Annotated in this window: 23 protein-coding genes; 5 read left to right on the forward strand and 18 right to left on the reverse strand. The window is 66.2% G+C overall.

All coding sequences use genetic code 11. The annotated features are described in order from the left end of the window. The first annotated feature begins 65 nt into the window (after positions 1 to 65). A complete protein-coding gene (locus BCY78_RS14385) occupies positions 66 to 917 on the forward strand; it encodes a TIGR00730 family Rossman fold protein (RefSeq protein ID WP_068303137.1) in 852 nt (283 codons plus the stop codon). Here the strand turns inward: BCY78_RS14385 and dapE are convergent. Continuing rightward, on the reverse strand, positions 899 to 2,053 hold the full coding sequence (gene dapE, locus BCY78_RS14390) for a succinyl-diaminopimelate desuccinylase (protein WP_068303139.1): 1,155 nt from the start codon (positions 2,051 to 2,053) through the stop codon (positions 899 to 901). The two genes, BCY78_RS14385 and dapE, sit on opposite strands and share 19 nt — an antisense overlap. Before the next feature lie 243 nt (positions 2,054 to 2,296). Here dapE and BCY78_RS14395 point away from each other — a divergent pair, with 243 nt between their 5' ends. Next, positions 2,297 to 4,498 (forward strand): ATP-binding protein, encoded by a 2,202-nt coding sequence (locus BCY78_RS14395; protein WP_068303142.1) that lies wholly within the window; start codon positions 2,297 to 2,299, stop codon positions 4,496 to 4,498. A 282-nt stretch (positions 4,499 to 4,780) separates the two neighbouring features. On the opposite strand, the gene lexA is transcribed toward BCY78_RS14395, so the two are convergent. The 6 genes from lexA to BCY78_RS14425 form a co-directional block, all read right to left on the reverse strand. Then, positions 4,781 to 5,470, reverse strand: coding sequence for a transcriptional repressor LexA (gene lexA, locus BCY78_RS14400; RefSeq protein WP_068303145.1), 690 nt, complete (start codon positions 5,468 to 5,470; stop codon positions 4,781 to 4,783). An 89-nt stretch (positions 5,471 to 5,559) separates the two neighbouring features. Then, positions 5,560 to 6,735, reverse strand: a complete 1,176-nt coding sequence (gene glp, locus BCY78_RS14405; RefSeq protein WP_068303146.1) for a gephyrin-like molybdotransferase Glp — start codon at positions 6,733 to 6,735, stop codon at positions 5,560 to 5,562. Then, positions 6,732 to 7,214: a cyclic pyranopterin monophosphate synthase MoaC gene (moaC, locus tag BCY78_RS14410; RefSeq protein ID WP_068303147.1), complete on the reverse strand. Its 483-nt coding sequence runs from the start codon at positions 7,212 to 7,214 to the stop codon at positions 6,732 to 6,734. Before moaC ends, glp begins: the two co-directional genes overlap by 4 nt. After that, complete coding sequence (gene trpC / locus BCY78_RS14415) at positions 7,211 to 8,011, reverse strand: indole-3-glycerol phosphate synthase TrpC (protein ID WP_068303149.1); 801 nt, start codon at positions 8,009 to 8,011, stop codon at positions 7,211 to 7,213. The genes moaC and trpC overlap by 4 nt, the downstream gene beginning before the upstream one ends. A gap of 61 nt (positions 8,012 to 8,072) precedes the next feature. Further along, positions 8,073 to 8,891: a sulfite exporter TauE/SafE family protein gene (locus BCY78_RS14420; RefSeq protein WP_068303152.1), complete on the reverse strand. Its 819-nt coding sequence runs from the start codon at positions 8,889 to 8,891 to the stop codon at positions 8,073 to 8,075. 1 nt (position 8,892) lies between these two features. Continuing rightward, positions 8,893 to 9,309: a SufE family protein gene (locus tag BCY78_RS14425; RefSeq protein ID WP_068303155.1), complete on the reverse strand. Its 417-nt coding sequence runs from the start codon at positions 9,307 to 9,309 to the stop codon at positions 8,893 to 8,895. Between the two features lie 147 nt (positions 9,310 to 9,456). On the opposite strand from BCY78_RS14425, the gene BCY78_RS14430 reads away from it, so the two are divergent. Beyond that, the gene (locus BCY78_RS14430; RefSeq protein ID WP_068303157.1) at positions 9,457 to 9,924 is read left to right on the forward strand and encodes a hypothetical protein; all 468 of its coding nucleotides are present in this window, start codon (positions 9,457 to 9,459) and stop codon (positions 9,922 to 9,924) included. A 65-nt stretch (positions 9,925 to 9,989) separates the two neighbouring features. Here the strand turns inward: BCY78_RS14430 and BCY78_RS14435 are convergent, their stop codons facing one another. The 3 genes from BCY78_RS14435 to BCY78_RS14445 all read right to left on the reverse strand — a co-directional run bounded on the left by BCY78_RS14435 (position 9,990) and on the right by BCY78_RS14445 (position 12,944). After that, complete coding sequence (locus BCY78_RS14435; protein ID WP_068303161.1) at positions 9,990 to 11,552, reverse strand: 2-isopropylmalate synthase; 1,563 nt, start codon at positions 11,550 to 11,552, stop codon at positions 9,990 to 9,992. A gap of 238 nt (positions 11,553 to 11,790) precedes the next feature. Further along, entirely contained in the window at positions 11,791 to 12,351 is a 561-nt protein-coding gene (locus BCY78_RS14440) for a hypothetical protein (RefSeq protein ID WP_068303167.1), read from the reverse strand. A 59-nt stretch (positions 12,352 to 12,410) separates the two neighbouring features. Further along, the gene (locus BCY78_RS14445; protein WP_068303168.1) at positions 12,411 to 12,944 is read right to left on the reverse strand and encodes an acyl-CoA thioesterase; all 534 of its coding nucleotides are present in this window, start codon (positions 12,942 to 12,944) and stop codon (positions 12,411 to 12,413) included. A 208-nt stretch (positions 12,945 to 13,152) separates the two neighbouring features. On the opposite strand from BCY78_RS14445, the gene BCY78_RS14450 reads away from it, so the two are divergent. Further along, positions 13,153 to 13,827, forward strand: a complete 675-nt coding sequence (locus BCY78_RS14450; protein ID WP_068303172.1) for a hemolysin III family protein — start codon at positions 13,153 to 13,155, stop codon at positions 13,825 to 13,827. 179 nt (positions 13,828 to 14,006) lie between these two features. Here the strand turns inward: BCY78_RS14450 and recQ are convergent, their stop codons facing one another. From recQ to rpsD, 8 genes are all read right to left on the reverse strand, one after another. Next, entirely contained in the window at positions 14,007 to 16,067 is a 2,061-nt protein-coding gene (gene recQ, locus BCY78_RS14455; protein ID WP_068303173.1) for a DNA helicase RecQ, read from the reverse strand. A 4-nt stretch (positions 16,068 to 16,071) separates the two neighbouring features. Further along, on the reverse strand, positions 16,072 to 16,359 hold the full coding sequence (locus BCY78_RS14460; RefSeq protein ID WP_068303176.1) for a YggT family protein: 288 nt from the start codon (positions 16,357 to 16,359) through the stop codon (positions 16,072 to 16,074). A 114-nt stretch (positions 16,360 to 16,473) separates the two neighbouring features. Next, the gene (locus BCY78_RS14465) at positions 16,474 to 18,696 is read right to left on the reverse strand and encodes a response regulator (RefSeq protein ID WP_068303179.1); all 2,223 of its coding nucleotides are present in this window, start codon (positions 18,694 to 18,696) and stop codon (positions 16,474 to 16,476) included. 152 nt (positions 18,697 to 18,848) lie between these two features. Then, positions 18,849 to 20,024: an acetyl-CoA C-acyltransferase family protein gene (locus BCY78_RS14470; protein ID WP_068303275.1), complete on the reverse strand. Its 1,176-nt coding sequence runs from the start codon at positions 20,022 to 20,024 to the stop codon at positions 18,849 to 18,851. A 104-nt stretch (positions 20,025 to 20,128) separates the two neighbouring features. Then, positions 20,129 to 21,109: an extensin family protein gene (locus tag BCY78_RS14475; protein ID WP_158515941.1), complete on the reverse strand. Its 981-nt coding sequence runs from the start codon at positions 21,107 to 21,109 to the stop codon at positions 20,129 to 20,131. Positions 21,110 to 21,161: 52 nt separating this feature from the next. Beyond that, positions 21,162 to 22,079 (reverse strand): prephenate/arogenate dehydrogenase family protein, encoded by a 918-nt coding sequence (locus BCY78_RS14480; protein ID WP_068303186.1) that lies wholly within the window; start codon positions 22,077 to 22,079, stop codon positions 21,162 to 21,164. Next, on the reverse strand, positions 22,079 to 23,170 hold the full coding sequence (hisC, locus tag BCY78_RS14485; protein WP_068303188.1) for a histidinol-phosphate transaminase: 1,092 nt from the start codon (positions 23,168 to 23,170) through the stop codon (positions 22,079 to 22,081). The genes BCY78_RS14480 and hisC overlap by 1 nt, the downstream gene beginning before the upstream one ends. A gap of 183 nt (positions 23,171 to 23,353) precedes the next feature. Further along, positions 23,354 to 23,974 (reverse strand): 30S ribosomal protein S4, encoded by a 621-nt coding sequence (rpsD, locus tag BCY78_RS14490; RefSeq protein WP_068303190.1) that lies wholly within the window; start codon positions 23,972 to 23,974, stop codon positions 23,354 to 23,356. 389 nt (positions 23,975 to 24,363) lie between these two features. On the opposite strand from rpsD, the gene BCY78_RS14495 reads away from it, so the two are divergent. Continuing rightward, positions 24,364 to 24,678, forward strand: coding sequence for a hypothetical protein (locus tag BCY78_RS14495; RefSeq protein WP_068303193.1), 315 nt, complete (start codon positions 24,364 to 24,366; stop codon positions 24,676 to 24,678). The last annotated feature ends 7 nt before the right edge of the window (positions 24,679 to 24,685 follow it).

Consider the following 24,685-nt stretch of genomic DNA (forward strand, 5'->3'; position numbering starts at 1 on the left):
CACTTCTGGTCAATCTTTGTCCGCGACACTACCTAGGGGGTCCGATAGTTGAAAGGGGAGCCGCCATGAGCAAGGCCACGAAGCGCGCCGACACCAGAACCCAGCGCCGTCACGCCCTGCGCGACAGCCATCAGGACATCGAAACCGCGCGCCATATTCCCCAGACGCCGCAGACCCTGTCACCGACCTATCGCCTCGCCTTCGCCGATGACGATTTCCTCTGCCGCGACGAGCTGCGCCCGGTCCGTCTGCAGCTGGAGCTGCTCAAGCCCGAAATGGCGATGAACGAAGCCGGCGTGAAATCGACCGTCGTGCTGTTCGGCGGCGCCCGCATTCCGGCGCCCGAGAACAAGGCCAAAGCCCGGACCGAGACGCTCGCCAACCTGTCGCATTACTACGACGAGGCGCGCAAATTTGCCCGCCGCATCACCGAGATTTCGCTCGAACAGGGGGGCGACGACTGGATCGTCACCACCGGCGGCGGCCCCGGCGTGATGGAAGCCGGCAACCGCGGCGCGGCCGAGGCCGGGGGCAAATCCATCGGCCTGAACATCGTCCTGCCGCATGAACAGGCGCCAAACCAATACGTCACGCCCGAACTTTCCTTCAATTTTCACTATTTCGCGCTGCGGAAGATGCATTTCCTGATGCGCGCCCGTGCCGTCGCGGTTTTCCCCGGCGGCTTCGGTACGCTCGATGAAATGTTCGAGAGCCTGACCCTGATCCAGACAAAGCGCATGAAGCCGATCCCGTTCCTGCTGTTCGGGCGCGACTTCTGGGAGAAGGTCGTGAATTGGGAGATGCTGGCCGACGCGGGCACGATCGCGCCCGAGGATCTGAAGCTCTTCCGCCTCGTCGAAACGGCTGACGAGGCGGTGGAGGCGATCCTCAACTGGGATCACTCGGCGGCGAAATAACGCTCGAGGATATGGCGATAGACGCCCTTCAGCTGATGCACATGGTCAGTGGCGACATGCTCGTCGACCTTGTGCATCGACTGGCCGACCAGCCCGAATTCGACCACCGGGCAATGGTCCTTGATGAAGCGCGCATCCGACGTGCCCCCCGAGGTCGACAGCACCGGACGCCGCCCGCAATTGGCCTCGACCGCGTCGGTCACGAGGTCGGTGAACCAGCCCGGCGGGGTGACGAAGCTCTCGCCCGAGATCTTCACCATCAGCGAGAAATCGACGCTCGTCTCCTCGCGGATCTTGGCGATTTCTCCTTCCAGCCAGCCGGTCAGGCTGTCGCCGGAATGCAGGTCGTTGAACCGGATGTTCAGAACCGCATGCGCCTTCGCAGGGATCACGTTCGAGGTGGGGTTGCCGGTGTCGATCGTGGTCAGCGCCAGCGTCGAGGGATCGAACAGCGCGTTGCCCTGATCCAGCTCGTGACTGGCCAGCCGATCAAGCAATTTCACCAGCGCTGGCAAGGGGTTGCGTGCCCGATGCGGATAGGCGGCATGGCCCTGGATGCCACGTGCCTCGATCCGCGCGGTCATCGAGCCCCGGCGACCATTCTTCATCATCTCGCCCATCTGCTCCGGGCAAGTCGGCTCACCGACGAGGCAATGCGTCATGCGCTCGCCCTCGGCCGCCATCCAGTCCAGCAGCGCCACTGTGCCGTCCGTGGCATCGCCCTCCTCGTCGCCGGTGATGGCGATGACCACGGCGCCATCGGGCGGCGTCTCGCGCACGAAATCCACCGCCGCCGCGACGAAGGCCGCGACGCCCGACTTCATGTCGCAGGCCCCCCGGCCCCAGAGCTTGCCCTCGGCCTCGGTGGCCGAGAAGGGATCGAAGCGCCATTCCGCCGGATCGCCCACCGGCACCACATCGGTATGCCCGTTGAAGCCGAAGCTGCGGTTCGCCCCCTTCGCCCCCCAGCGCGCGAACAGGTTCGACGTGCCGTTGCGGTCGACGCGGGTGCAGGTGAAGCCGGCGGCGGACAGTTCGGCCTCCAACAGCTGCAGCGCACCGCCTTCCTCAGGCGTGACCGAGGGGCAGCGGATCAGCCGGGCAGTGAGATCGACGGGGTCCATGGGCGCGGTCATCGGCGGCTCCTTCAGCTGTCCGGACGGGTCTGGCGAAGTGCTACCGAAACCCCTCCCCCCTCGCAAGGCACCGGGGTCGTTGGCAGAAGCGCGGATTGACCTGTTGCCATGAAAACGGCACAGTTCACGCCGAAGTTGTACCCCTGCGCCCGCCGACCGGTCATAGCTCACGAAACCTTAACCACTCTCCGGGCAGAACTGTAATCCTGAGACCGGCGTTGTCCGCTGGCAGGAGCATTTTGCATGAATGACGACATCATCAGCAACGAGACACGCCTGACGCGCATTCAGGGTCTGGTGGTGGACATTCTCAACGACCTTTTGCGCGCATCCATCGACCAGACCGATGCGTCGATCAACGCAGCCATATCGCGCTTGGGCGACTATTGCGTCCGGGATCGTGCCTATGTCTTCGTCCACGATGGTGAGGTGACCAACAACACCCACGAATGGTGCGCCGAGGGGATCGACCCGATGCTGGAGCATCTTCAGGGCCTCCCGATCGAACTATACGGCCCGATCGCCGAAGCCTTGGACCGCGGTGAGCATTTCCATGTTCCCGACGTCGCCGAGATGGAAGAGGGCTCACATTCCCGCGCGATTTTGGAAGAACAACAGATCCGCTCGATCCTGCTGGTGCCGATGCGCTGGGAAGGTGCGACCTACGGCTTCGTGGGCTTCGACGGCGTGCATCACACCCACGCCTTCCTGCCGGGTGAGGTCTATCTGCTGCAATCCGTGGCCGACGTGATCTGCTCGGTCCTGATCCGGCGCGAGAAGGACATCGCCGTCCGCGAAACCCAGGCGGAACTGGCCGACGAACAGGCGTTCCTCGAATCGATCCTGTCGACCTCGGCCATGGGGATGATGGTGTTCGACGCCGAGGGCCGCATCCAATTCGCCAATGATCAGGCCGAAACCGTGATGGGCGCCCCCCGCGCGGTGATGATCGGCAAGCCGCATGATTCCGACGAATGGCGCTATACGCGAGAAGACGGCACGCCCTTCGCGAAGGGCGAGACCCCGTTCGATCAGGTGATCGAGACCGGCAAGGCCGCGACGCCGATCCGCTTCGCGCTGCATTGCCCTGACGGCCTGCGCTATTGCTCCGTCCATGCCGCCCCCGTCCCCATCGGCGATGGCACCCGCGCGCGGGTCGTCTACGCCTTGCTGGACGTCACCGATCAGGTCGGGGCCGAGCGCGCCAAGGAAGAGGCGCTGGAAGAAGCCCACCGCGCCAATGCCGCCAAGTCGAACTTCCTCGCCAAGATGAGCCACGAGATGCGCACGCCCCTGAACGGCGTCCTCGGCGTGGCCGAGGTGCTGGAGGGGCTGGTGTCGGACGCCGATCAGCGTCGCATGGTCAAGGTCATGCACGATTCCGGCACGCTGCTGCTGAGCATCATCAACGACCTCTTGGACATGTCCAAGATCGAGGCCGATCTCCTCGAGATCGAGACTGTGCCCTTCGTGCCGATGGATATCGCCCAGCGGATCGAATCGGTGCACACGCTCAAGGCCTCGGAGAAGCATATTTCCTTCGGCGTCACCCTCTCTGGCGACGTCCAAGGCGCGCGCATGGGCGATCCGCACCGCATCCTACAGATCATGCACAACGTGATCTCGAACGCGGTGAAGTTTACCGAATCCGGCTCGGTCATGGTCGACATCAATTGCGATGCGCCGGACGTGATGGCCCTGTCGGTGCGCGATACCGGCATCGGCATGAGCGAAGAGCAGATGGTTCAGGTGTTCGAGGAATTCGGTCAGGCCGACAGCTCGATTGCCCGCCGCTTTGGCGGCACGGGCCTTGGCATGCCGATCGTCCGCCGTCTGGTGGAGATGATGGGCGGCAGCATCGACGTGGTGTCGGCCCCCGGCGAAGGCACGACCGTATCGCTGTCGCTGCCGATCGCACGGACGGATGTCCCGGAGGCTCGCAAACCCGCCCCTGAGGCCCCGCTAGACCCTGAGGCCCTGCACGGCCTGCGCGTTCTGGCTGCCGATGACAACCGGACCAACCGGATGATCCTGGGCGCCATGATGGGGCAACTGGGGATCGGGGCGGTTCTGGTACCCGATGGGGCCGAGGCGTTGAAAGCCTATGAGCGCGAGGAATTCGATCTGATCATCCTCGACATTTCGATGCCCGATCTCGATGGCGTATCGGTCCTGCGTGAGATCCGGGCACGGGAAGCGCAGCGGGCCACGGCGCCCGGCGCGCGTCCACCGGCCACCATGCTGCCAATCGTGGCCTTCACGGCCAACGCGATGTCGCATCAGGTGGAGGCCTATCTGAAAGCGGGCTTCGACGATTGCCTGACGAAACCCTTGCAGATTGAGAAACTGCGAGGCGCCCTTGGTCCGCTCATCGCCGAGCGGGGACGCCGTCGCCCAAAGCCGCGCAACAGCGTCATCACACTGCGACCAACCCTCACGGCCTGAGCGGACGACGCCGCCCGTAAAGCTATGACGTCAAACAGAAAACGCGCGTCTCAAACAGCGCGCGTTTTGCTTGAAACAGATGCAATCGTTGGTTTAGCGCGAGAGAGGCGTGGCGTTGGCGATCTCCCGGACGTGGATCCACACCTGTAACCGTACTTACGGAAACACGAAGAGGGCACCACGCATCCCCTCCCATTGTGCAGCCGTATCCAGACTGACTGCGCAAGTGCTGCAGCAACAGGACGGAAACTGGCGCCTATGGGCCGAAACCGCCCAAGACGCTCAATAACTCCGGATCAATCCGACAAGACGGCCCTGCACCTGCACCTGATCATCGCGCAGGACGCGAGTCTCATAGGCGGGGTTCGCGGCTTCCAGAGCGATCATCCCACGCTGCCGGCGGAATCGCTTCAACGTTGCCTCAAGCCCTTCCACCAAAGCGACAACGATATCGCCATTGTCCGCGGTGGTCTGTTCGCGGATCACGACGATGTCGCCGTCATGGATCCCGGCCTCGATCATTGAGTCGCCGTGAACCTCCAGCGCATAATGCTCGCCCTTGCCGCCCAGCATCGATCCCGGCACGGCGATGTGGTGCGAGACCTCGGAAATCGCCTCGATCGGTGTACCGGCGGCGATCCGGCCCATCACCGGCAGGTCCATCGCGGCTGCGCTGACCGGCATGGCGCGCGCGGGCGCCGGGGCCGGAGCGGGCGGCGCGCCCCCTTCGATCACCCGCGGGACGCGCGCCTCCAAGGCCTCAGGCATGCGGACGACTTCGATGGCACGGGCGCGATGGGCGAGACGACGGATGAAGCCCCGTTCCTCCAGCGCGGTGATCAGCCGATGGATCCCCGATTTCGAGCGCAGGTTCAGCGCATCCTTCATTTCGTCAAAAGACGGCGGCACCCCGTCACGCTTCATCCGCGTGTCGATCAGTTCCAAAAGCTCGAGCTGTTTGCGGGTGAGCATCGCGTCCTCCAACAGGGAAACGTCAGGCGTTTGCCCCCTGTTCTACGCATGTTCCCGTTTTGTGTCAACGCTTCATCAAGAAGCGCCGATCAGAATGGCAGAACACTCACCGAGTCGCCTGCCTTGCGCGGCCCGTCGCCCAAGGGACGCTCCAGGAGGCAATCGGCATCGGCCAAGACGCCCAGAAGGGCGCTATCCTGCGACGGGAAGGGCGTGACGACGCCGTCCACCAGTCGCGCGCGCATGTAATGCGTCCGGGGACCCGTGGGGCCGACGTCCTCGCCCAGCACGGCCTGCTGGCGCAGCGGTGCGACCGAGGGCAGGCCCAGCCAGCGCCGGACCATCGGCAGCAGGAACAGATGGCCGGTCACAACAGCCGAGACCGGATTCCCCGGCAGCCCGAGGTAGGGAACACCGCCCAATTGCCCCGCGATCAGCGGTTTGCCGGGGCGCATGGCGATCTTGTAGAAGGCGCGGCGCATGCCCAGCGCCTCGCCGACCTGACCCACGAGGTCATAATCCCCGACCGAGGCCCCGCCGATGGTCACGGCGATATCCGATTGCGCCATCTCGCCCATGGCGATCTCAAGCGCGTCGCGGCGGTCGGGTGCGATGGGCAGGATCAGCCCCTCGCCGCCGGCCGCATCGACCATGGCTTTCAAGGCGAAGGTGTTGGAGGCGATGATCTGGTCGCGGGTCGGATCCTCGCCGGGCATCACCAGTTCGTCTCCCGTGGCCAGCAGGGCGACCCGCGGGCGCGCGCGCACCGTGACATGCGGCACGTTCATCGCCGCCAGAAGGGCAAGATCGCGGGCATTCAGCACACGGGGCGGCGTCAGGGTGAAGCCTTCGTCGAAATCGCCGCCCGCGGGGCGGATGTTCGGCCCCTGCCCGAGGTTGGGCTGGATGCTGATGATATCGCCGTCGCGGGCGACATCCTCCTGGATCACGACATGGTCGGCGCCTTCCGGGACCGGGGCGCCGGTGAAGATGCGGACGGCTTGACCCGGCTGGACGGTGCCGTCCCAGCCATGGCCCGCGGCGGCCTCGCCCACCACGGTGAAGGCGGCGCCGATCGCCAGCTCGGCATCCCGCAGGGCGTAGCCATCCATCGCCGAGGACCGGAACGGCGGCTGGGCGCGCCGGGCACGGGCCGGTGCCGCAAGCACCCGGCCCGCCGCTTGCGCCAGCGCGACCGTTTCCACCCGCGCACCCGGCGTCACGAGGTCAAGGCAGAGCGACAGCGCCTCATCAACGCCGATCACGCGTTATCCCTCACATAGGTGCCGGACTTGCCGCCTTCCTTGCGCAGGACCGCGATGCCGCCGATTTCCATCGATTTCTCAACGGCTTTGAGCATGTCATAGACGGTCAGCGCGGCGGTCGAGGCGGCAGTCAGGGCCTCCATCTCGACCCCGGTCTGGCCGGTCGTCTTGACCTCGGCGGTGATACGCACGCCGGGCAGCGAGGGGTCGGGCACCAGATCGACGCTGACCTTGGTGATCGGCAGCGGATGACAGAGCGGGATCAGATCCGAGGTCTTCTTGGCCGCCATGATGCCAGCCAGCCGCGCGACACCCAGCACGTCACCCTTCTTGGCCGTGCCGGAGACGACATGGGCCAGCGTCTCGGGCAACATTACCACATGCGCGCAGGCGGTGGCAACGCGGCTGGTCACGGCCTTTTCGGACACGTCGACCATCAGGGCGCGGCCCTCGGCGTCGAAATGGGTGAGGCCGCTCATGCGGGCACCGGATTGGCCAGCAGCGCACGGGTCGCCCCGGCCACGTCGTCCTGCCGCATCAGGCTCTCGCCGATGAGGAAGGCGCGCGCACCATGGGCAGCCATGTCGGCCAGATCGGCGGGGGTGAAGAGGCCGCTTTCCGAGACCAGCATCCGGTCCTGCGGCACCATCGCCGCCAGCTGGCGCGTGGTGTCGAGCGTCGTCTCGAAGGTGTTGAGATTGCGGTTGTTCACGCCAATCAGCGGCGATTTCAGCCGCAGGGCGCGTTCCATCTCGGGCGCGTCATGGGTCTCGATCAGCACATCCATGCCCCAGCCCATCGCGGCGTCTTCCAGCTCGGCCGCCTGCGCGTCCGAGACCGAGGCCATGATGATCAGAATGCAATCGGCACCCCAAGCGCGGGCCTCGGCGACCTGATAGGTGTCGTAGAGGAAATCCTTGCGCAGGCAGGGCAGCGAGACGGCGGCCCGTGCGGCTTTCAGGAACTCGGGCGCGCCCTGAAAGCTGGGGGTGTCGGTCAAGACCGAGAGGCAGCTCGCGCCGCCGGCCTGATAGGCTTCGGCCAAGGCGGGCGGGTTGAAATCGGCGCGGATCAGGCCCTTCGAGGGCGAGGCCTTCTTGATCTCGGCAATGAGACCATAGCCAGTGGCCGAGGCGAGCGCCAAGGCCGCGTGGAAGCCGCGCGGGGCGGACGCTTCGCGGGCTTCGGCTTCGACCTGCGTGAGCGGACGGGCGGCCTTGGCGGCGGCCACTTCTTCCAGCTTGTAGGCCTTGATGCGGTCGAGAATGGTTGCCATGGCGGGGCCCTCCTTGCCGGAAATGACTAGCCCGAGACGGGCGATTTGGGAAGCGTCGGGCTCAGTAGCCCAAAGCCTTCCTCAGCATGTTCAGCGCCATCACCATGATGAAGATCGCGAAGACCCGGCGCAGGGGCTTGGGGTCCATCGCATGCGCCAGTTTCACACCCCAGGTGGTGGTGATCATCGTCATCGCCACGACCAGCGCGAAGGCGGGCAGGTTCACGGCGCCCAGCGTGAAGGGCGGCGCATCTGCGATCGGGACGAAGAGAAACCCGATGACCGAGGGCGCGGCGATGGTCAGCCCGAAGCCTGCCGCCGTGGCCACCGCGCGGTGGATCGGCACGTTGAACAGCGTCATCAGCGGCACGCCGAACGAGCCGCCGCCGATCCCCATCAGCACCGACAAAAAGCCGATGATCGAGCCGGTGATGCCGCGCGGGGCACCTTTGGGCATGTCCTCGCCCAGCCGCCAGTTCTCGCGGCCGAAGGCCAGATAGAGGCCGACGATCAGGCCGACGCAGCCGAAAATGCCCTGCAGCACGACCGATTTCAGCCCCGAGGCCGCGACGACGCCCAGCAGCGCGCCGATGGCGATCCACGGGGCCCAGCCCTTGAGGATGTCCCAATCCACCGCGCCGCGCTTGTTGTGGGTGCGGACGGACTTGATCGAGGTGACGATGATCGTCGCCAGCGAGGTCGCCAGACAGACCTGCATCAGCTGGTCGCTGCCATAGCCCAGCGCCGAGAAGGCATAGAAGAACGCCGGCACCAGAACGATGCCGCCACCGACCCCCAACAGGCCGGCGATCACACCGGCGACCATGCCGATGGCCGCCAGCAGCAGCCCCATGAGGATCAGGGTCGAGGGATCGGGCATGTCAGTTCTCCAGCGCCTGCGCGGACACGAGGCGGATGCGTTCGACCATCGCCCGAACCCCGTTCGAGCGTTGCGAGGACAGGTGTTCGTCCAGACCCAGCTGTTTCAGCGCGGCGCCGGCGTCGATGCCGGGCACCTCGGCCAGCGGGCGACCGGCGTAGAGCGCATGCAGCACGGCAATCAAGCCGCGCACGATCATGGCATCGGAATCGCCGTAGAAATCGAACCGGCCGTCTTCGATCCGGGGGAACAGCCAGACCTGGCTGGCGCAGCCATTGACCTTGTTGGCGGGGACCTTCAGGGCCTCGTCCATCGGGGCCAGATCGCGGCCCATCTCGATCACGTGGCGATAGCGATCTTCCCAATCGTCGAGAAATTCGAAGGTCTCGGCGATCTCGTCGAACTCTTGTTGCGCCATGTCGTCTCCGCTTTTCCGCTGGAAATGCCTGCCCGGCCAGACCTAGGCCCAAGGGGGGGAAAGGTCCAGCGCCTAAAGGGGCACGGTCTTTTCAAAGCGGGGCCTTTGCGCTAGGCCTTGCCCCAGCCTCGGCATGGAGAGAGCCCGATGAAGACCCCGCTGATCCTGGTCCTGGCCGCGAGTGTCGCGCTGACCGGCTGCTCGACGGTCCGCGAGTCGCGGATCAACCCGATGAACTGGTTCAACTCCTCGCGTGAGGAAGCCCGCCCCGAATTGGGCGAGACCGGCGCCGTCGAAGATCACCGCCCGCTGGTTCCGCAAGTGACCGCGATGACCATCGAGCGCACCTCGTCCGGCGCCATCGTCCGGGCCGAGGCCGTGATGCCGTCGGTCGGCTGGTGGGACGCACAGCTGGTGCCTGAGAACTTTGGTCGCCCGCAAGGCGGCACGCTGACCTTCCGCTTCGTCGCCGCCCGCCCGCGTCAGCCTGTCGCAGCGGCCTCGGAAGCGGCGCGCACGATCAGCGCCGTCTATGCCCTGACGCAGGCCCAGTTGGACACGACCTCGGACGTCGTGGTCGTCGGCGAGGGCAACTCGCGCCGCGCCCGTCGCTGAACCGGCCCGTCACGGCATGAAAAAAGGGGGGCTCATGGCCCCCCTTTCGCATTCTGTCCGCCGGCTCAGCCCGCGGCCGAGGTCTGCAGCGCCGAGTTGTTGGCGCGCCCCTGCCCCGCATGCATGCGGTTCAGCGCGTTGACATAGGCCTTGACCGACGCGACCACGGTATCCGTATCCGCCGACTGGCCGGTATAGACCGTGCCGTCGCGGCTGATGCGGACCGACACGGTCGCCTGCGCGTCCGTGCCCTCGGTCACGGCCGAGACCTGATACAGGTCCAGCTTGGCGTTGTGCGGGTACAGCATCTTCACGGCGTTGAAGCAGGCATCGACCGGACCATCGCCCGAGGCATCGACGAATTTCTCCTCGCCGCCGACGCTCATGGTCAGCTCGGCTTCCTGCGGACCTTCGGTGCCACAGACGACGCGCAGCTTCTTGACCTGCAGATGCTCGTCGCCCGAGGCCGAGGCATCGGCCATCAGCGCGACCAGATCGTCGTCGTAGACTTCCTTCTTGCGGTCAGCGAGCGCCTTGAAGCGGACGAAGACGTCCTTCAGCTGGTTGTCACCCAGATCATAGCCCAGCTCGGCCATTTTGGCGCGCAGAGCGGCTCGGCCCGAATGCTTGCCCATGGCGATGTTCTTCGCGGTCAGGCCGATATCTTCCGGGCGCATGATCTCGAAGGTCTGGACGTTCTTCAGCACGCCGTCCTGATGGATGCCGGATTCGTGCAGGAAGGCGTTCTTGCCGACCACGGCCTTGTTGTATTGCACGGCAAAGCCCGAGACCTGGCTCACGCGGCGCGACAGATGCATAATCTTCGTCGTGTCGATGCCGGTGCGGTAAGGCATGATGTCGTTGCGCACGCGCATCGCCATCACCACCTCTTCCAGCGCGGTGTTGCCGGCGCGCTCGCCCAACCCGTTGATCGTGCATTCGATCTGGCGGGCACCCGCCTCGACCGCGGCCAGCGAGTTGGCGGTCGCCATGCCGAGATCGTTGTGGCAATGCGTCGCGAAGACGATCTCGTCGGCGCCCGGCACCCGTTCCAGCAGCATGCGGATCAGGTCGGCGCTCTCGCGCGGGGCGGTGTAGCCGACGGTATCGGGGATGTTGATCGTGGTGGCGCCGTTCTTGATCGCGGTTTCCACCACGCGGCACAGATAGTCATGCTCGGTGCGGGTCGCGTCCATCGGCGACCATTGCACATTGTCACACAGGTTGCGGGCATGGGCGACCGTGGCGGCGATCTTCTCGATCATGCCTTCCTGATCCAGCGCGGTGATGTCGCGGTGCAGGGGCGAGGTGCCGATGAAGGTGTGGATGCGCGGCTTGGCGGCGTGTTTCACGGCCTCCCAGCAACGGTCGATGTCGGCGAAATTGGCGCGGGCCAGACCGCAGATCACCGAGTTGCGCGAGTTGCGGGCGATTTCCGAAACGGCAGCGAAATCGCCTTCCGAGGCGATCGGGAAGCCGGCTTCGATGATGTCCACGCCCATCTCGTCGAGCAGGCCGGCGATCTCCAGCTTCTCGTCATGGCTCATGGTGGCGCCGGGCGATTGCTCGCCGTCACGCAGCGTGGTGTCGAAGATCAGAACGTGATCCTGGGCGGTCTTGTCGGTCATGGCTGTATTCCGTGCTTCCTCGGGGGTCTTCTTAGCGATGTGCATGGGCGCTGGCTACCTCTGAGCGACGCGCCCGGGGGCACGCTCAGAGGTGGCTAAGAAGGAGGAGGCCGCCAAGGACAATGGGCGCGCACAGCAGCGCCGCGGGCAGACCCGGCAGGCTGGCAATGGCAATGGCGCGCGACTTTTCCATGCGCCCGACTATAGGCGCCGTTTCAGGAATGGAAAGCGAAAAGTCTCAGGCCGCGAAATAGCGCTCGGCCGACAGGTACCAGGCCAGCCGCGCCGCCTGCGCCCAACCGCGCTCCTCGGCCGTGTCTCCGACCATGACCACGCGGTCGGCGGGCCATTTCTGCGAGGCAATCGCCCCGAGGAGCGCCTTGCGGCTCTCGCTCCAGCTGGCGAAGACCTTGGGACCGGGGGCTGCGTGATCCAGAAGATCCGGCGCCATGGCCAGCACCTGTTCGGGCGTGAGCGGTGCGCGGGTCAGCGCGGCGCGGCCGGCCTCGGTCACGGCCAGCTGGGCGGCGCGATCCTGCGGCAGCGCCTGCTGCGCCGAGAGGAGCCGCAAAGCGTTGGTCGAATAGAGGAAGGCAATCACGTCATGCCCGGACGAGGCCCGGATCGACGCATAGGTGCGGTAATCGAGGCCAATCTCGGCCGCGCGCTTCACGCGCATGCGCACCACCTCAATGGGCAGGACCGGCATCAGCCGCGCCCGCGCCTTACCCCAAGCATGGCGGCGCCAGCTTTCGCCCGCTTCCATCGTCGGCCCGTTGTTATGCCCGATTCCCGCCATCTCACGTCTCCTGTCTGCCCCGCCAGCCTAACGGTGCCGGGGCCGAAGGGAAGAGGCGATCACGCGCTCATCGGTGGCCAAGGCCGTTCTGCATCCGCCGCGATCCATGCGTGCACGAAAGGAGGCAGTTCCGGGCTGGCAACGCCCGCATGGCCCATCGCCGCGACCAGTTCTGACGGCGGGACGATGCCCTTGCCGCCGGTCGTCGCCGCGCGGATCAGGACATGGTTCAGGGCGTCGCCATCGCGCCACATCGACTGTTCCATGTAGAAGAAGCGATGATCCCAGCCCAACAGCCGAGAGCGCATCTCGACCGCCTGCATGATCTTCACCCGGCGCCGGTAGCGCACGGTCGAGCCCGCAACGGTCATCCCCCAGCCCTGCTTCATCAGCGCATCATTAAGGCCGATGCGCGAACACATCGGCACCCGGCCCAGATCGAACAGCGTCAGCGTGCGGCCGTTGTTAAGCTCGCGCCACGGGTCCAGATCCCAGGGCCAGCAGCAATGCTGCGAGACATGCGTGTCGAACAGCCCAAGGGGTTTGCCCCGGAATTTCAGCATTTCCTTGGCGAGGCGGATCAGCGGATACATTCTTTTGCCTTTCGTTGCCTCCCCGTGGCCGCCGCTTCGCCCGTCCCGTCGGCAGGGTCAAGGGTCCAAGCCCCGTGACGCCGCGGCCCCGCGCATTTTGACGAAACGGTTACCGAATGGGCGCACACTTGCCCTTGGGTTAACCGATGGGTGCCGTTGCCCCGTTTCCCCGAAGCCCGTAGACTGTCCCCATTCCACGGAGAGCAAGATGACCGGCGCCCTGCGCACAGCCTATTCGAAGGCCGAACAGATCTCGGATGCCGTTGTGCATGTCATGGGGCTGATGCTGGTGCTGATGGCCGTGCCGGTGCTGATCGTGCTGACGGCGTTGTACCGGGGCGACGCGGCCTCGATCACCGGCGTGTCGATCTACGGCGGCGCGCTGATCGCGATGATCCTGTGCTCGGCGCTGTACAATATCGGCGAGACTTCGGGCTTCGGCACCGCCAAGGAATGGCTGCTGCGCCGGCTGGACCATTCAGCCATCTACCTGAAGATCGCCGGCACCTATACGCCCTTCACGCTGCTGTCCGGCCAGAGCATGGCCCTGATGGCCGGCGTCTGGGGCGCGGCGCTCGCCGGGATCGCGCTGAAGATCGTCTCGCCCGAGCGGTTCAAATGGGTCGCGCTGGCGCTCTATCTGGGCATGGGCTGGGTCGGGCTGGCCGTCGGCGGGCCGATGTTCGCGACGATGCCGACCGCGGTGCTGGTGCTGATGATCGTCGGCGGCTCGCTCTATACGCTGGGCGTGGTCTTCTACCTCTGGCGCCGCCTGCCCTTCCATTACACGATTTGGCACGTCTTCGTGCTGGCCGCGAGCTTCGTCTTCTACTCGGCGGTGTTGGTCTTCGTGCTGCTGGGCCCGCAGACCACGCTGGCCTGAGCGATAGGGCCGCGGCCTGCCGCCATGCCGACGGTGGTCAGTGCTTTATGGCGTCACTTCCTTAAGACCTCTATCCGCGCGCTGCGGTGACCAAAGCGGCTGGCCGTCGGGGCGGCCATCCGCTGCCCGGGCCGCAAGAGCGGCGCCCCGGGCCGGGGTGAGCGATCGGCTGTGGTGACTTAGCTCTCCGCCAACACCGCGAGGAAGGCCTCGCCGAACCGCTCCACCTTGGCCGCGTCCATCCCCGGAATGCGCTCCAGATCCGACAGGCTGCGCGGCCGCCGCTCGGCAATCGCCCGCAAGGTGTTCGAGGCGCAGGACATCAGCTTGCCCGTCCCGTCCTCACCGCGCGCAAGTTCGCTTTGCGCCTCGGCGAGCCGGTCGAAGACCTCACCCGCCCCGGTTCCGGCCAGTTTGCGCCGCGCCGGATGCGCGCCGGCGACGCCCGCGCCGGTGATCACCTCAAGAAACGCCGTGCCATAGCGCTCCAGCTTCGTCGCACCGACCCCGGTGATCCCCGCGAATTGATCGAGGGTCGAGGGCCGGGTTTCCGCCATCTCGATCAAAGACTTGTCGTTGAAGATCACATAGGGCGGCACGCCTGCGGCATCGGCCAGCGCCCGCCGCTTGGCCTTCAAGGCCGACAGCAGCGGCGCGTCCTCATCGGACACCAGCGCCCGCGGCTCGGCCCGGGTGGCGATGCGCTTCACGCTGTCCTCGCGGAATTCGATGCTGGCCTCGCCGCGCAGGATCGGCCGGGCGTCTTGGGTCATGCGCAGCGCCCCGTGACGCTCGGCATCCGGGCGCACCAGATCGCGGCCCATCATCTGCCGGAAAACCCCCTGCCACGCGCCTTTCGACAGCTCGCGCCCGACCCCGAAGGTCGGCAATTGGTCATGCCCCCGCGCCTTGATCTTGTCGGTCATCGCACCGGTCAGGATGTCGATCAGATGGCCGGTGCCAAAGTTCTCGCCCGTGCGCAGCATGGCCGACAGCGCCTTGCGCACGGCCTCCGTCGCGTCGAAGGTCTTCACCGGGTTCTCGCACAGGTCGCAGTTGCCGCAAGGCGCGCTGACCTCGCCGAAATAGGCCAGCAGCATCTGTCGGCGACAGGCGGTCGCCTCGGCCAGTCCCAGAAGGGTGTTCAGCCGCGCATGATCGGCCTCGCGGCGTTCCGGCGGGGCGTTGGATTCGTCGATCTGGGCCCGGCGCAAGCGAATGTCATCGGGGCCGTACAGCGTCATCGTATCCGCCGGCAGACCGTCACGACCGCCGCGCCCGATTTCCTGATAATAGGCCTCGATCGACTTCGGCAGGTCGGCGTGGGCGACCCAGCGCACGTCGGGCTTGTCGACCCCCATGCCGAAGGCGACGGTCGCACAGACGATCAGGCCTTCTTCGGTCTGGAACAGGGTCTCGACCTTGCGGCGTTCCCAATCCTCCATCCCGCCGTGATAGGCGGCGGTGGTATGGCCAGCCTCTTCCAAGGCCCGCGCGAGGCTCTCGGTCCGGGCGCGGGTGGCGCAATAGACGATGCCGGACTGCCCCTTGCGCGCCGCGGCGAAGGCCATGATCTGCTTGCGCGGATTGTCCTTGGCGGCGAAGGCCAGCCGGATATTGGGCCGGTCGAAACCGCGCAGGAAGGTCGAGGGCTCACCACCCGCGAACAGCCGCTCCACGATCTCGCCGCGGGTGGCATTGTCGGCAGTCGCGGTGAAGGCCGCGAGCGGCACGCCGAGGCTGCGCCGAAGCTCACCGATGCGCAGGTAGTCGGGGCGGAAATCATGGCCCCATTGGCTGACGCAATGCGCCTCATCCACGGCGATGAGCCGGCAATCCGAGCGGCGCAGCATGTTGGTCGTGGCACTTGAGGCCAGCCGTTCCGGAGCGATGTACAGCAGCTTGAGCCGCCCCTCATCCATCGCTTCGAACACCGCCTCATTCTCCTCGGGCGTGTTCCCAGAGGTCAGCGCCCCCGCCGCGACACCGGCCTGCTGCAGCCCGCGCACCTGATCGCGCATCAGAGCGATGAGGGGCGAGATGACCACCGTCAGCCCCTCCCGCGCCAGCGCCGGCAGCTGGTAGCACAGCGACTTGCCGCCGCCGGTGGGCATGATGGCGAGCACATCGGCGCCGCCGATCACGGCCTCGACGATCTCTTCCTGACCGGGCCGAAACGCCGAGAACCCGAAGACGCTGGCCAACAGCGCCCGGGTTCGCGGATCCTGGTCCGGGTTCATGGCGTCAGACGAAGGCGCCGATATTGTTGGTGATGACGATCCGGATGGCATAGATCGCAAGAAGCACGATCAGGGGGGCAAGGTCCAGCCCACCCATGTCCGGCAGCAGGCGGCGGATACGGTTGTAGAGCGGGCTCAGCAGCCGATCGAGACCATACCAGATCTGGGCGACCAAGGGCTGACGCAGGTTCAGCACCTGGAAATTGATCAGCCACGACATGATGATATGGGCGATGATGATCCACCAGACCACGTCGAGAATCAGGAACAGGATCTGGATCAGCGACAGCATGGTTTCCTCATCATTCGTCTGTGCCCCTCACGGGCGGCCTGCACTCAGGTAGTGGCTGCGCCGCCCCATCGCAACCCTGCTTGGCACTGGCGGCCAAGGGCGGGGCGAATTGCCTCAGCCGGTCTTGTCCAGCGGCGCGGTCAACGGGCAGGTGTCATCGGGCCGATAGCGCGCGATCATGTCCAGAAGCAGCGGCTTCTTCAAAGGCTTGGTCATCACATGATCGAGGCCCGCCGCCAGGATCTCTTCCTGATCGCCGGCCATGGCATGCGCGGTCAGCGCGATGATCGGCACCTGCGCCCCGTTCGGCAATTGCCGGATCTCACGCGTGGCGGTCCGGCCATCCATGCCGGGCATGGAGATATCCATGAACACCAGATCGGGTTTCATCTCCTTGAAGCCGTCGATCGCCTGAAGACCGTCCTCGGCAAAGCGCAGGTCGACCGCCAGGCCATCCACCATCTTCGAGAACACCAGCCGGTTGGTCTTGTTGTCCTCGGCCGCGAGGATCCGCATGCGGCGGCCGTCGCCGGTCACCGGCATCGGCGCGCGGGGACGCGGTTCGACCACCTCCACCGGTTCTTCGGGGTGAGAAAGCAGATGCAACTGGCGCAGCAGGTCGTGGCGCAACAGCGGCTTTTGCAGGATCGCCCGCAGGCCGGAGATGCCCGGATGATCGCGCAGCACGGCGGGGCTGGAACTGAGCAGGATCACCGGCATCTCGTAGCCGTCCTCCTTCAGCTTCTGCGTCAGGTCCAGGCCGTCCATCCCCGGCATCTCGTGATCGGTGATCACCAGATCGATCCCCTCGCCCTTGCAGCTGTCGATGGCAGCCAGCGCCTGCTCGGCATCCTCGCACAGGGTGACCTTCAGCCCCTGCGCCCCCAGCTGACGCTCCAGGATCGTGCGGTTGATCAGGTGGTCGTCGACCACCATCACATGCTCCAGCGGGATCGGCTCGGCGTGGAAGGGGTCGGCATCGGCGGCCAGCGGCAGGGTCAGCGAGAAGGCGAAGCACGAGCCCTTGCCCAGCTCGCTCTCGACCCAGATCTGGCCGCCCATCAGCTCTATCAGGCGGCGGGTGATCGCAAGGCCGAGGCCCGTCCCTTCGAACTTGCGGTTGGCCTGTTCATCGACCTGCGCGAACTCGCCGAAGATCTTGTCGATATTCTCGGGCGCGATACCGATGCCGGTGTCCTCGACCGTGACGGTGATCTTCTGCTCGGTCTCGCTTTCCTCCATGCCGACGACGCGGATCAGCACATGGCCGGCCTGCGTGAATTTGACCGCGTTGCCGATGAGGTTGGTCATCACCTGACGCATCCGGCCCGGATCGGCCATGAAACGGGTCGGCATGAACAGGTCGTAATCCATCAGCAGGTCTATCGACCGCTTGCGCGCGCCGGCCTGCAGCAAGATCAACACCTCGTGGATGCAACGCTCCAGATCGAAGGGCTCTGGGTGCAGGGCCAGCTTGTCGGCTTCGATCTTGGAGAAATCGAGCACGTCGTTGATAATGTTCAGCAACGCCTCGCCCGAGGAGCGGATCGTCTCGGCATAGAGGCGTTGTTCGTCGGACAGAGAAGTGTCGCAAATCAGCTCGGCCATGCCGACGACACCGTTCATCGGCGTGCGAATCTCGTGGCTCATATTGGCGAGGAAGGCGGATTTCGCCCGGTTCGCGGCCTCGGCCCGGACCCGCGCCTCATCCAGCTCGGCGGCATGGCGCTGTTGTTCGGTGATGTCCCGCACGAGGCTGACGATATCCCCGCCGCGCGCGCGCCGGTCATGGATCCGCGCGGTATCGCCCCGGCTGAAATGCAGGACCATCGGGTCGATCTTGTCCTCTTCCCAGCGGTTGAGCATCATCTCGATCCACTGGTCGCGGCCCAGATGGCCGATGTCGACACGGTCCTCATGCGCCAGAATCTCGACGAGGCGCCGGTAGGAGATGCCGATCTGCACCTCGGGGATGCCGGCGAAGACGCCGAGATAGGCCTGATTGGCGATCACAAGCTCATGGTTCTGGTTGAACACCGCAAAGCCGTCGCGAATCGTGTTGATCGAATCCCACAGGCGGCGTTCGGCCTGCGTGGCGCTGCGCTGTGCGCTTTCCGTCTCGGCCCGGGCGCGGTGGGTGAGGTTCTGCACCTCGGCGGCGCGCTGCGCCTCTTCCAGCGCGGTCGTGCGGCCCCGTTGGCGCAGTTGATGCAGCTCCAACCGCATCTGCTCAAGCTGCCCCATCGCGGCGTTGAGCTCTCGCGTGCGGTGTTCAAGCCGCTGCTCCGCCGTCAATCGCGCACGGCGCTCCTGCGTGAGCTTGTCGAACAACGTCATCGAGTACGGCACCTCTGTCTACACGATCCGGTCGAGGGACCGGCATGCAGAGGATTGCCGCGATCAGTGAAGACGAGCTTAACCGATGTCAGTTTTTCTCGGGGCGGACGATTTTGTCACGCCCGCCCCGAGGTTTGTCCTACGCCAGTCCGTCAGAGACGTTCGATGGCGATGGCGATGCCCTGTCCGCCGCCGATGCACATGGTGATCAGGCCGTAGCGGCCGCCGATGCGCTCCAGCTCGTACATCGCCTTGACGGTGACGATGGCGCCGGTGGCGCCGACCGGGTGACCCAGCGCGATGGCGCCGCCGTTCGGGTTCACCTTGGCCGGATCGAGGCCGAGGCCCTTGTTCACCGCCAAAGCCTGCGCCGCGAAGGCCTCGTTCGATTCGATGACGTCAAAATCCTCGACCTTCAGGCCGGTGCGCTCGCACAGCTGCTGCACAGCCGGGATCGGGCCGATGCCCATGACCTCGGGGCGCACGCCGGCAACAGCGTAACCGACGACGCGCGCCAGCGGCTTCAGGCCGGCTTTCTCGGCGGCGTCGCGGCGTGCCAGCACCACGGCGGCAGCGCCGTCGTTGATCCCCGAGGCATTGCCCGCCGTGACCGTGCCGTCCTTCTTGAAGGCCGGACGCAGACCGGCCAGCGCCTCGGCCGAGGTCGCTTTCGGGTGCTCATCGGTGTCGAAAACCACGTCGCCCTTGCGGCCCTTGATGGTGATCGGGACGATCTGGCTGGCGAAGCGGCCCTCGGCGATGGCCTTCGCCGCGCGCTGCTGGCTCTCCAGCGCGAAGGCATCCTGCGCCTCACGGCTGATGTCATTCTCGGCCGAGACATTCTCGGCGGTGACGCCCATATGGCCGGTGCCGAAGGGGCAGGTCAGCGCGCCCAGCATCATGTCCAGCACCTGCGCATCGCCCATCTTCTGGCCGAAGCGGGCCGAGGGGACGATATAGGGCGCGCGGCTCATCGCCTCGGCGCCGCCGGCCAGCGCGAAATCGGCGTCACCCAAAGCCAGCGATTGCACGGCCGAGACGATGGCCTGCGCGCCCGAGCCGCAGAGGCGGTTCACGTTCATCGCGGGCGTCGTGTCGGGGATGCCGGCGCCGATGGCGGCGACGCGCGACAGATAGGCGTCGCGCGGGATGGTGTTGATCACATGGCCAAAGACCACGGTGCCGATCTGTTCGGGGGCGACGCCGGCGCGCTCCAGCGCGGCCTTGGTGACTTGCGTTGCGACTTCCGCGGGGGGCAGGCCCGAGAGGCTGCCGCCAAAGGTGCCGATGGCGCTGCGCGCGCCGCTGAGAATGACGATCTCGTCCATGTCCATCCCTTTCGGTGAAGTTCCTCGCGCGGCACTATAGCCGCGAGGGGACGGACCGACAGGGGGCGAGGCCCCAAGTCACGCAGCGTTACGCAGACCGGGACCTAACGGCAGTACGACCCGCCCCGATAGCGCGCGGTGTCGAAGTGGAAATGGTCCTGATGGAAACGGTCGGCATTCGGGCCCAGCGTGGTGCCGAAGATGCCGCAGGCGCCGGCATACATCGCCTGCATCGCGCGGCTGAAGGGGCCCCGTCGGAAATGCTGCAGCACGGTAACCGTCTCGCCATTGGCCAGCCGGAAGCCCGAGATGTCGATGGCCCGGCCGCGCCCATGTTCCGAAATCCGAGCACCGCGCTGGTTGTTGCGGGTCCGGCAGGCGTAATGCGCGGCGACGCGGATCTGCGTCACGCCCCCACCGGTGCGGCCGATCTGTGGCAGGGCCTCTGTCCGGATCCAGCGATCCCGCGCCGTGGCCGTGGGGCAATCGAGCGTCGCGGCCATCGACAGCGGGATGCCCTGCACCGACGTCACGCTGACCGGTTCCTCGATCCCGCAGCCACGGGTCGAGGACGTCACGCGCGGGATCTGCCGCCCTTCCAGCCCCGGCACACCGCACAGCCCCCGGCCCGACGGCCCGCCCGAACGTTGCGGCGTGGTGCCTGCCTGTTGCGCGGCCTGCTGGGCCTGTTCCTGCGCCCGCGCGCGTTGCAGGCGAAGGGCAGCATAGCGCTGCACGACGGTGTCACGGCGACGCTGCGGGAAGGCGCTGCGCGGCACGGCCAGCGGGCTGATCGAGCCATCTTCCTGCGCCTCGGCAATCGCCTCGACCGCGGCGGTTTCGGCGGCCAGCTGCTGTGCGGCCGCTTGTTCGGCGGCAAGGCGCGCGGCCTCGGCCTGCTGGCGGGCGATGGCGGCCTGCACGGCGGCTTCCTGCTCGACTGCTGCGGCCTCGGCGATGGTCATCGAGCCGTCCGGCCGGGCGCGCGGTGCGGTCATCGCCTGTGTCACCGCCGCCTCGATCCCCGCCACCGGACGGGGGCGCGGATGAGGCGAGGTCTCAGGCGCCTCTCCCCACGCGGGCACCGACGCAAGACACGCCAGCAACACGAGGGGAAATCGCCATGCCCGCATCCGATCAGCCCTTCCGCGTCCGGCCGAAATCGGGCGCGTCGGTATCCTGACCCGCCTCGATGATGCCGCGCCGGATCGCCCGCGTGCGGGTGAAATACTCGTGCAGGTGATCGCCGTCGCCCATGCGGATCGCGCGTTGCAGCACGAACAGCTCCTCGGTGAAGCGCCCGAGGATATCCAGCGTCGCGTCCTTGTTGGTCAGGAACACGTCGCGCCACATCGTCGGGTCCGAGGCCGCGATCCGGGTGAAATCGCGAAAACCCGTGGCCGAATACTTGATGACCTCGGATTGCGAGACGCGGCGGAGGTGATCGGCCACGCCCACCATCGTGTAGGCGATGAGGTGCGGCGTATGAGACACCACGGCGAGGACGAGGTCATGATGCCCCGCCTCCATCGTGTCGACATTCGCGCCGAAGCCCTCATAGAGCGCGCGCAGCCGGGCGATGGCACCCTCGTCGGTGCCCTCGATCGGGGTCAGCAGCCACCAGCGGTTCTCGAACAGGGTCGCGAAGCCGGAATAGGGGCCGGAATGCTCGGTACCGGCCATCGGGTGGCTGGGGACGAAATGCACGCCCTCGGGCAGATGGGGGCCGACCGCGTCGATCACCGCCTGCTTGACCGAGCCCACATCGGTCACCGTCGCACCGGGTTTCAGATGCGGGCCGATCTCCTCGGCCACCGCGCCCATCGCGCCCACCGGCACGGCGAGCACGATCAGGTCCGCGTCCTTGACAGCCTCGATCGCCGTGGCATGGACGCTATCGACAAAGCCGATCTCGGCCGCCGCCTTGCGCGTCTCCTCCGAGCGCGCATAGCCCGCGACATGCGCGGCAAGCCCGTGCCGTTTCATCGCATGCGCCATCGAACCGGCGATGAGGCCGAGCCCGATCAGGGCGACCCGTTCGTAGATCTGGGCCATCAGCGGATCCCCTTGAACCGGGCGAGCACGCCGAGGATGCGGCGGCAGGCGTCTTCGTCACCCACCGTGATGCGCAGGCAATTGGGCAGCTTGTAGCCCGCGACCTTGCGCACGAGGATCCCGTCCTCCTTCAGCGCCGCATCGGCCGCATCGGCCTCCGCGGGGCTATCGAAACGGGCCAGCACGAAATTGGCGTAGCTCTCGTCGCAGCCCACGCCCATCTGCACCAGACCATGGCGCAGGAAGTCGCGCCATTTGGCGTTCTCACTCGCGCAGAAACGGGTGTAATCCACATCGCGGATCGCCGCCTCTGCCGCGCCCATCTGCGCCATCGACAGGTTGAAGGGCTGGCGGATGCGGTTCAGGACGTCGATGATCTCGCGCTGCGCATAGCCCCAGCCGATCCGAAGCCCGCCGAGCCCGTGGATCTTCGAGAAGGTGCGCGTCATCACGACATTCGGGAATTCATCGACCAGAGAGACACCGCCATCGAAGCCCTCGGCAAACTCGGCATAGGCCCCGTCCAGCACAAGGATCACCGAGCCCGGCAGCGACTGCGCAAGGCGGCGGAGATTGTCCTCGGCCACCATCGTGCCGGTCGGATTGGCCGGGTTGGCGATGAAGACGATCCGGGTGCGTTCCGTCACCGCGGCGAGGATCTTGTCCACATCGACCCGGCGCTCGGTCTCGGACACCTCGACCGGCACGGCGCCGGCGGCATGAGCGAGGATCGGGTACATCGAGAAGCCATGCTCGGTGGTGATGCATTCATCGCCCGGCCCGGCATAGGCCTGCGTGATGAATTGCAGCACTTCGTCGGAACCGACGCCACAAATGATGCGGTCAGGATCGAGCCCCTGCACCGCACCGATGGCGGCGCGCAGCTCGGCATGATCGGTCGAGGGATAGCGATGCAGATTGGCCGAGGCCTCGGCGAAGGCCGCCTGTGCCTTGGGCGAGGGACCATAAGGGTTCTCGTTCGACGAGAGTTTCAGCACCTCGGCCTTGCCGGCGAGGCTGCTCTGCCCGCTGACATAGAGCGCGATCTCCATGATGCCGGGCTGGATCTGCGGGCGGATGGCGTCGTTCATAATGGGTCCCTCAAGACGCGTTTATCCTCAATGGGCGAAAGCGGCTACCCGCCCCACCCCAGCGCCGCCCCCGCCGGCTTCATTCTGCCGAAAATACGCTCTTCGGGGCAACGCAATGGAAAAGGGCCACGCCGGTTCCCCGGCGCGGCCCTTCCAAGTGGCAAGACCTCAGCCGTGGCCGGATCAGTTCTTCGCGTAATATTCGACGACGAGGTTCGGTTCCATCTGCACCGGGTACGGCACATCCGACAGACCCGGAGCGCGCGAGAAGGTCGCGGTCAGCTTCGAGTGATCCACTTCCAGGTAATCCGGAACGTCACGCTCGGCCGAAGCAACAGCTTCCAGAACCAGAGCCATTTGCTTCGAACGGTCGCGAACGGCGATCACGTCGCCTTCCTTGACGCGGTACGAAGCGATGTTCACGCGCTTGCCGTTCACGGTCACGTGGCCGTGGTTCACGAACTGGCGGGCAGCGAAAACGGTGGGGACGAACTTGGCGCGGTAGACGACGGCGTCCAGGCGGCGCTCGAGCAGGCCGATCAGGTTCTCGCCGGTGTCACCCTTCACACGGGCGGCTTCGGCGTAGATGCGCTTGAACTGCTTCTCGGTCAGGTCGCCGTAGTAGCCCTTCAGCTTCTGCTTGGCGCGCAGCTGGGTACCGAAGTCCGACAGCTTGCCCTTGCGGCGCTGACCGTGCTGGCCGGGACCATATTCACGCTTGTTGACGGGCGACTTGGCGCGGCCCCAGATGTTCTCGCCCATGCGGCGGTCGATCTTGTACTTGGCAGCGGTGCGTTTGGTCATCGCTGATCTCCTTCTTTGTTTTGGCTCCCTCGACTCACCCGAAAACCGGTGCCCACTTTCCGGGTCTCAGGCAGCAGGTGCCGCCTAGTTCCCGCGCGGGTCCGGCCCGAACGGGCCTTGGGACAGAAGGGCGTTGTCCTTTCTCCTTACGGAGCGACAGGGTTCCCCTTGCGAGGTCCACCAACACCAATGAAAATCCGGGCCACCGCCTTGCGACGGATCACCCGGACGGCGCGCTTATACAGCGAGTCCCTGCACTGTCAATGCAGGAAGCCGAGCAGCGCCTGAAGACGACGACGCGAACGTGACCCTCCGCCGCCGCAACGCCCCTTGCCGAACCCGCCCCCCTGCCCCACATGCCAGAGCCTGACCCAGCGCCAAGGCCCGCCATGACCCGCGACCATCGACGTTTCGACCGACAGCTCGACCGGCTGGGCCGCAGCCTGCCCGGCATGGACGGGCCGATGCGAGGGCTGACGGCGCCGGGGCGCTGGTGGCTGCGGGTGCCGATCGCCGTGCTGTTCCTGATCGGCGGCTTCCTCGGCTTCCTGCCGGTGCTGGGCTTCTGGATGATCCCGGTGGGTCTGGTGCTGCTGGCCGTCGATCTGCCGGGCATCCGTCCGATCGTTGCGCGCTTCCTCGTGCGGATGCAGGCCAGCTGGCGCTATTGGCGCGCCCGGCTGCCCCGCCCGTTCCGACGCTGAGCGCGCC

Origin of the sequence: Pararhodobacter sp. CCB-MM2, assembly GCF_001691415.1 — a bacterium.
In the GTDB taxonomy this organism is placed as follows: domain Bacteria; phylum Pseudomonadota; class Alphaproteobacteria; order Rhodobacterales; family Rhodobacteraceae; genus Pararhodobacter.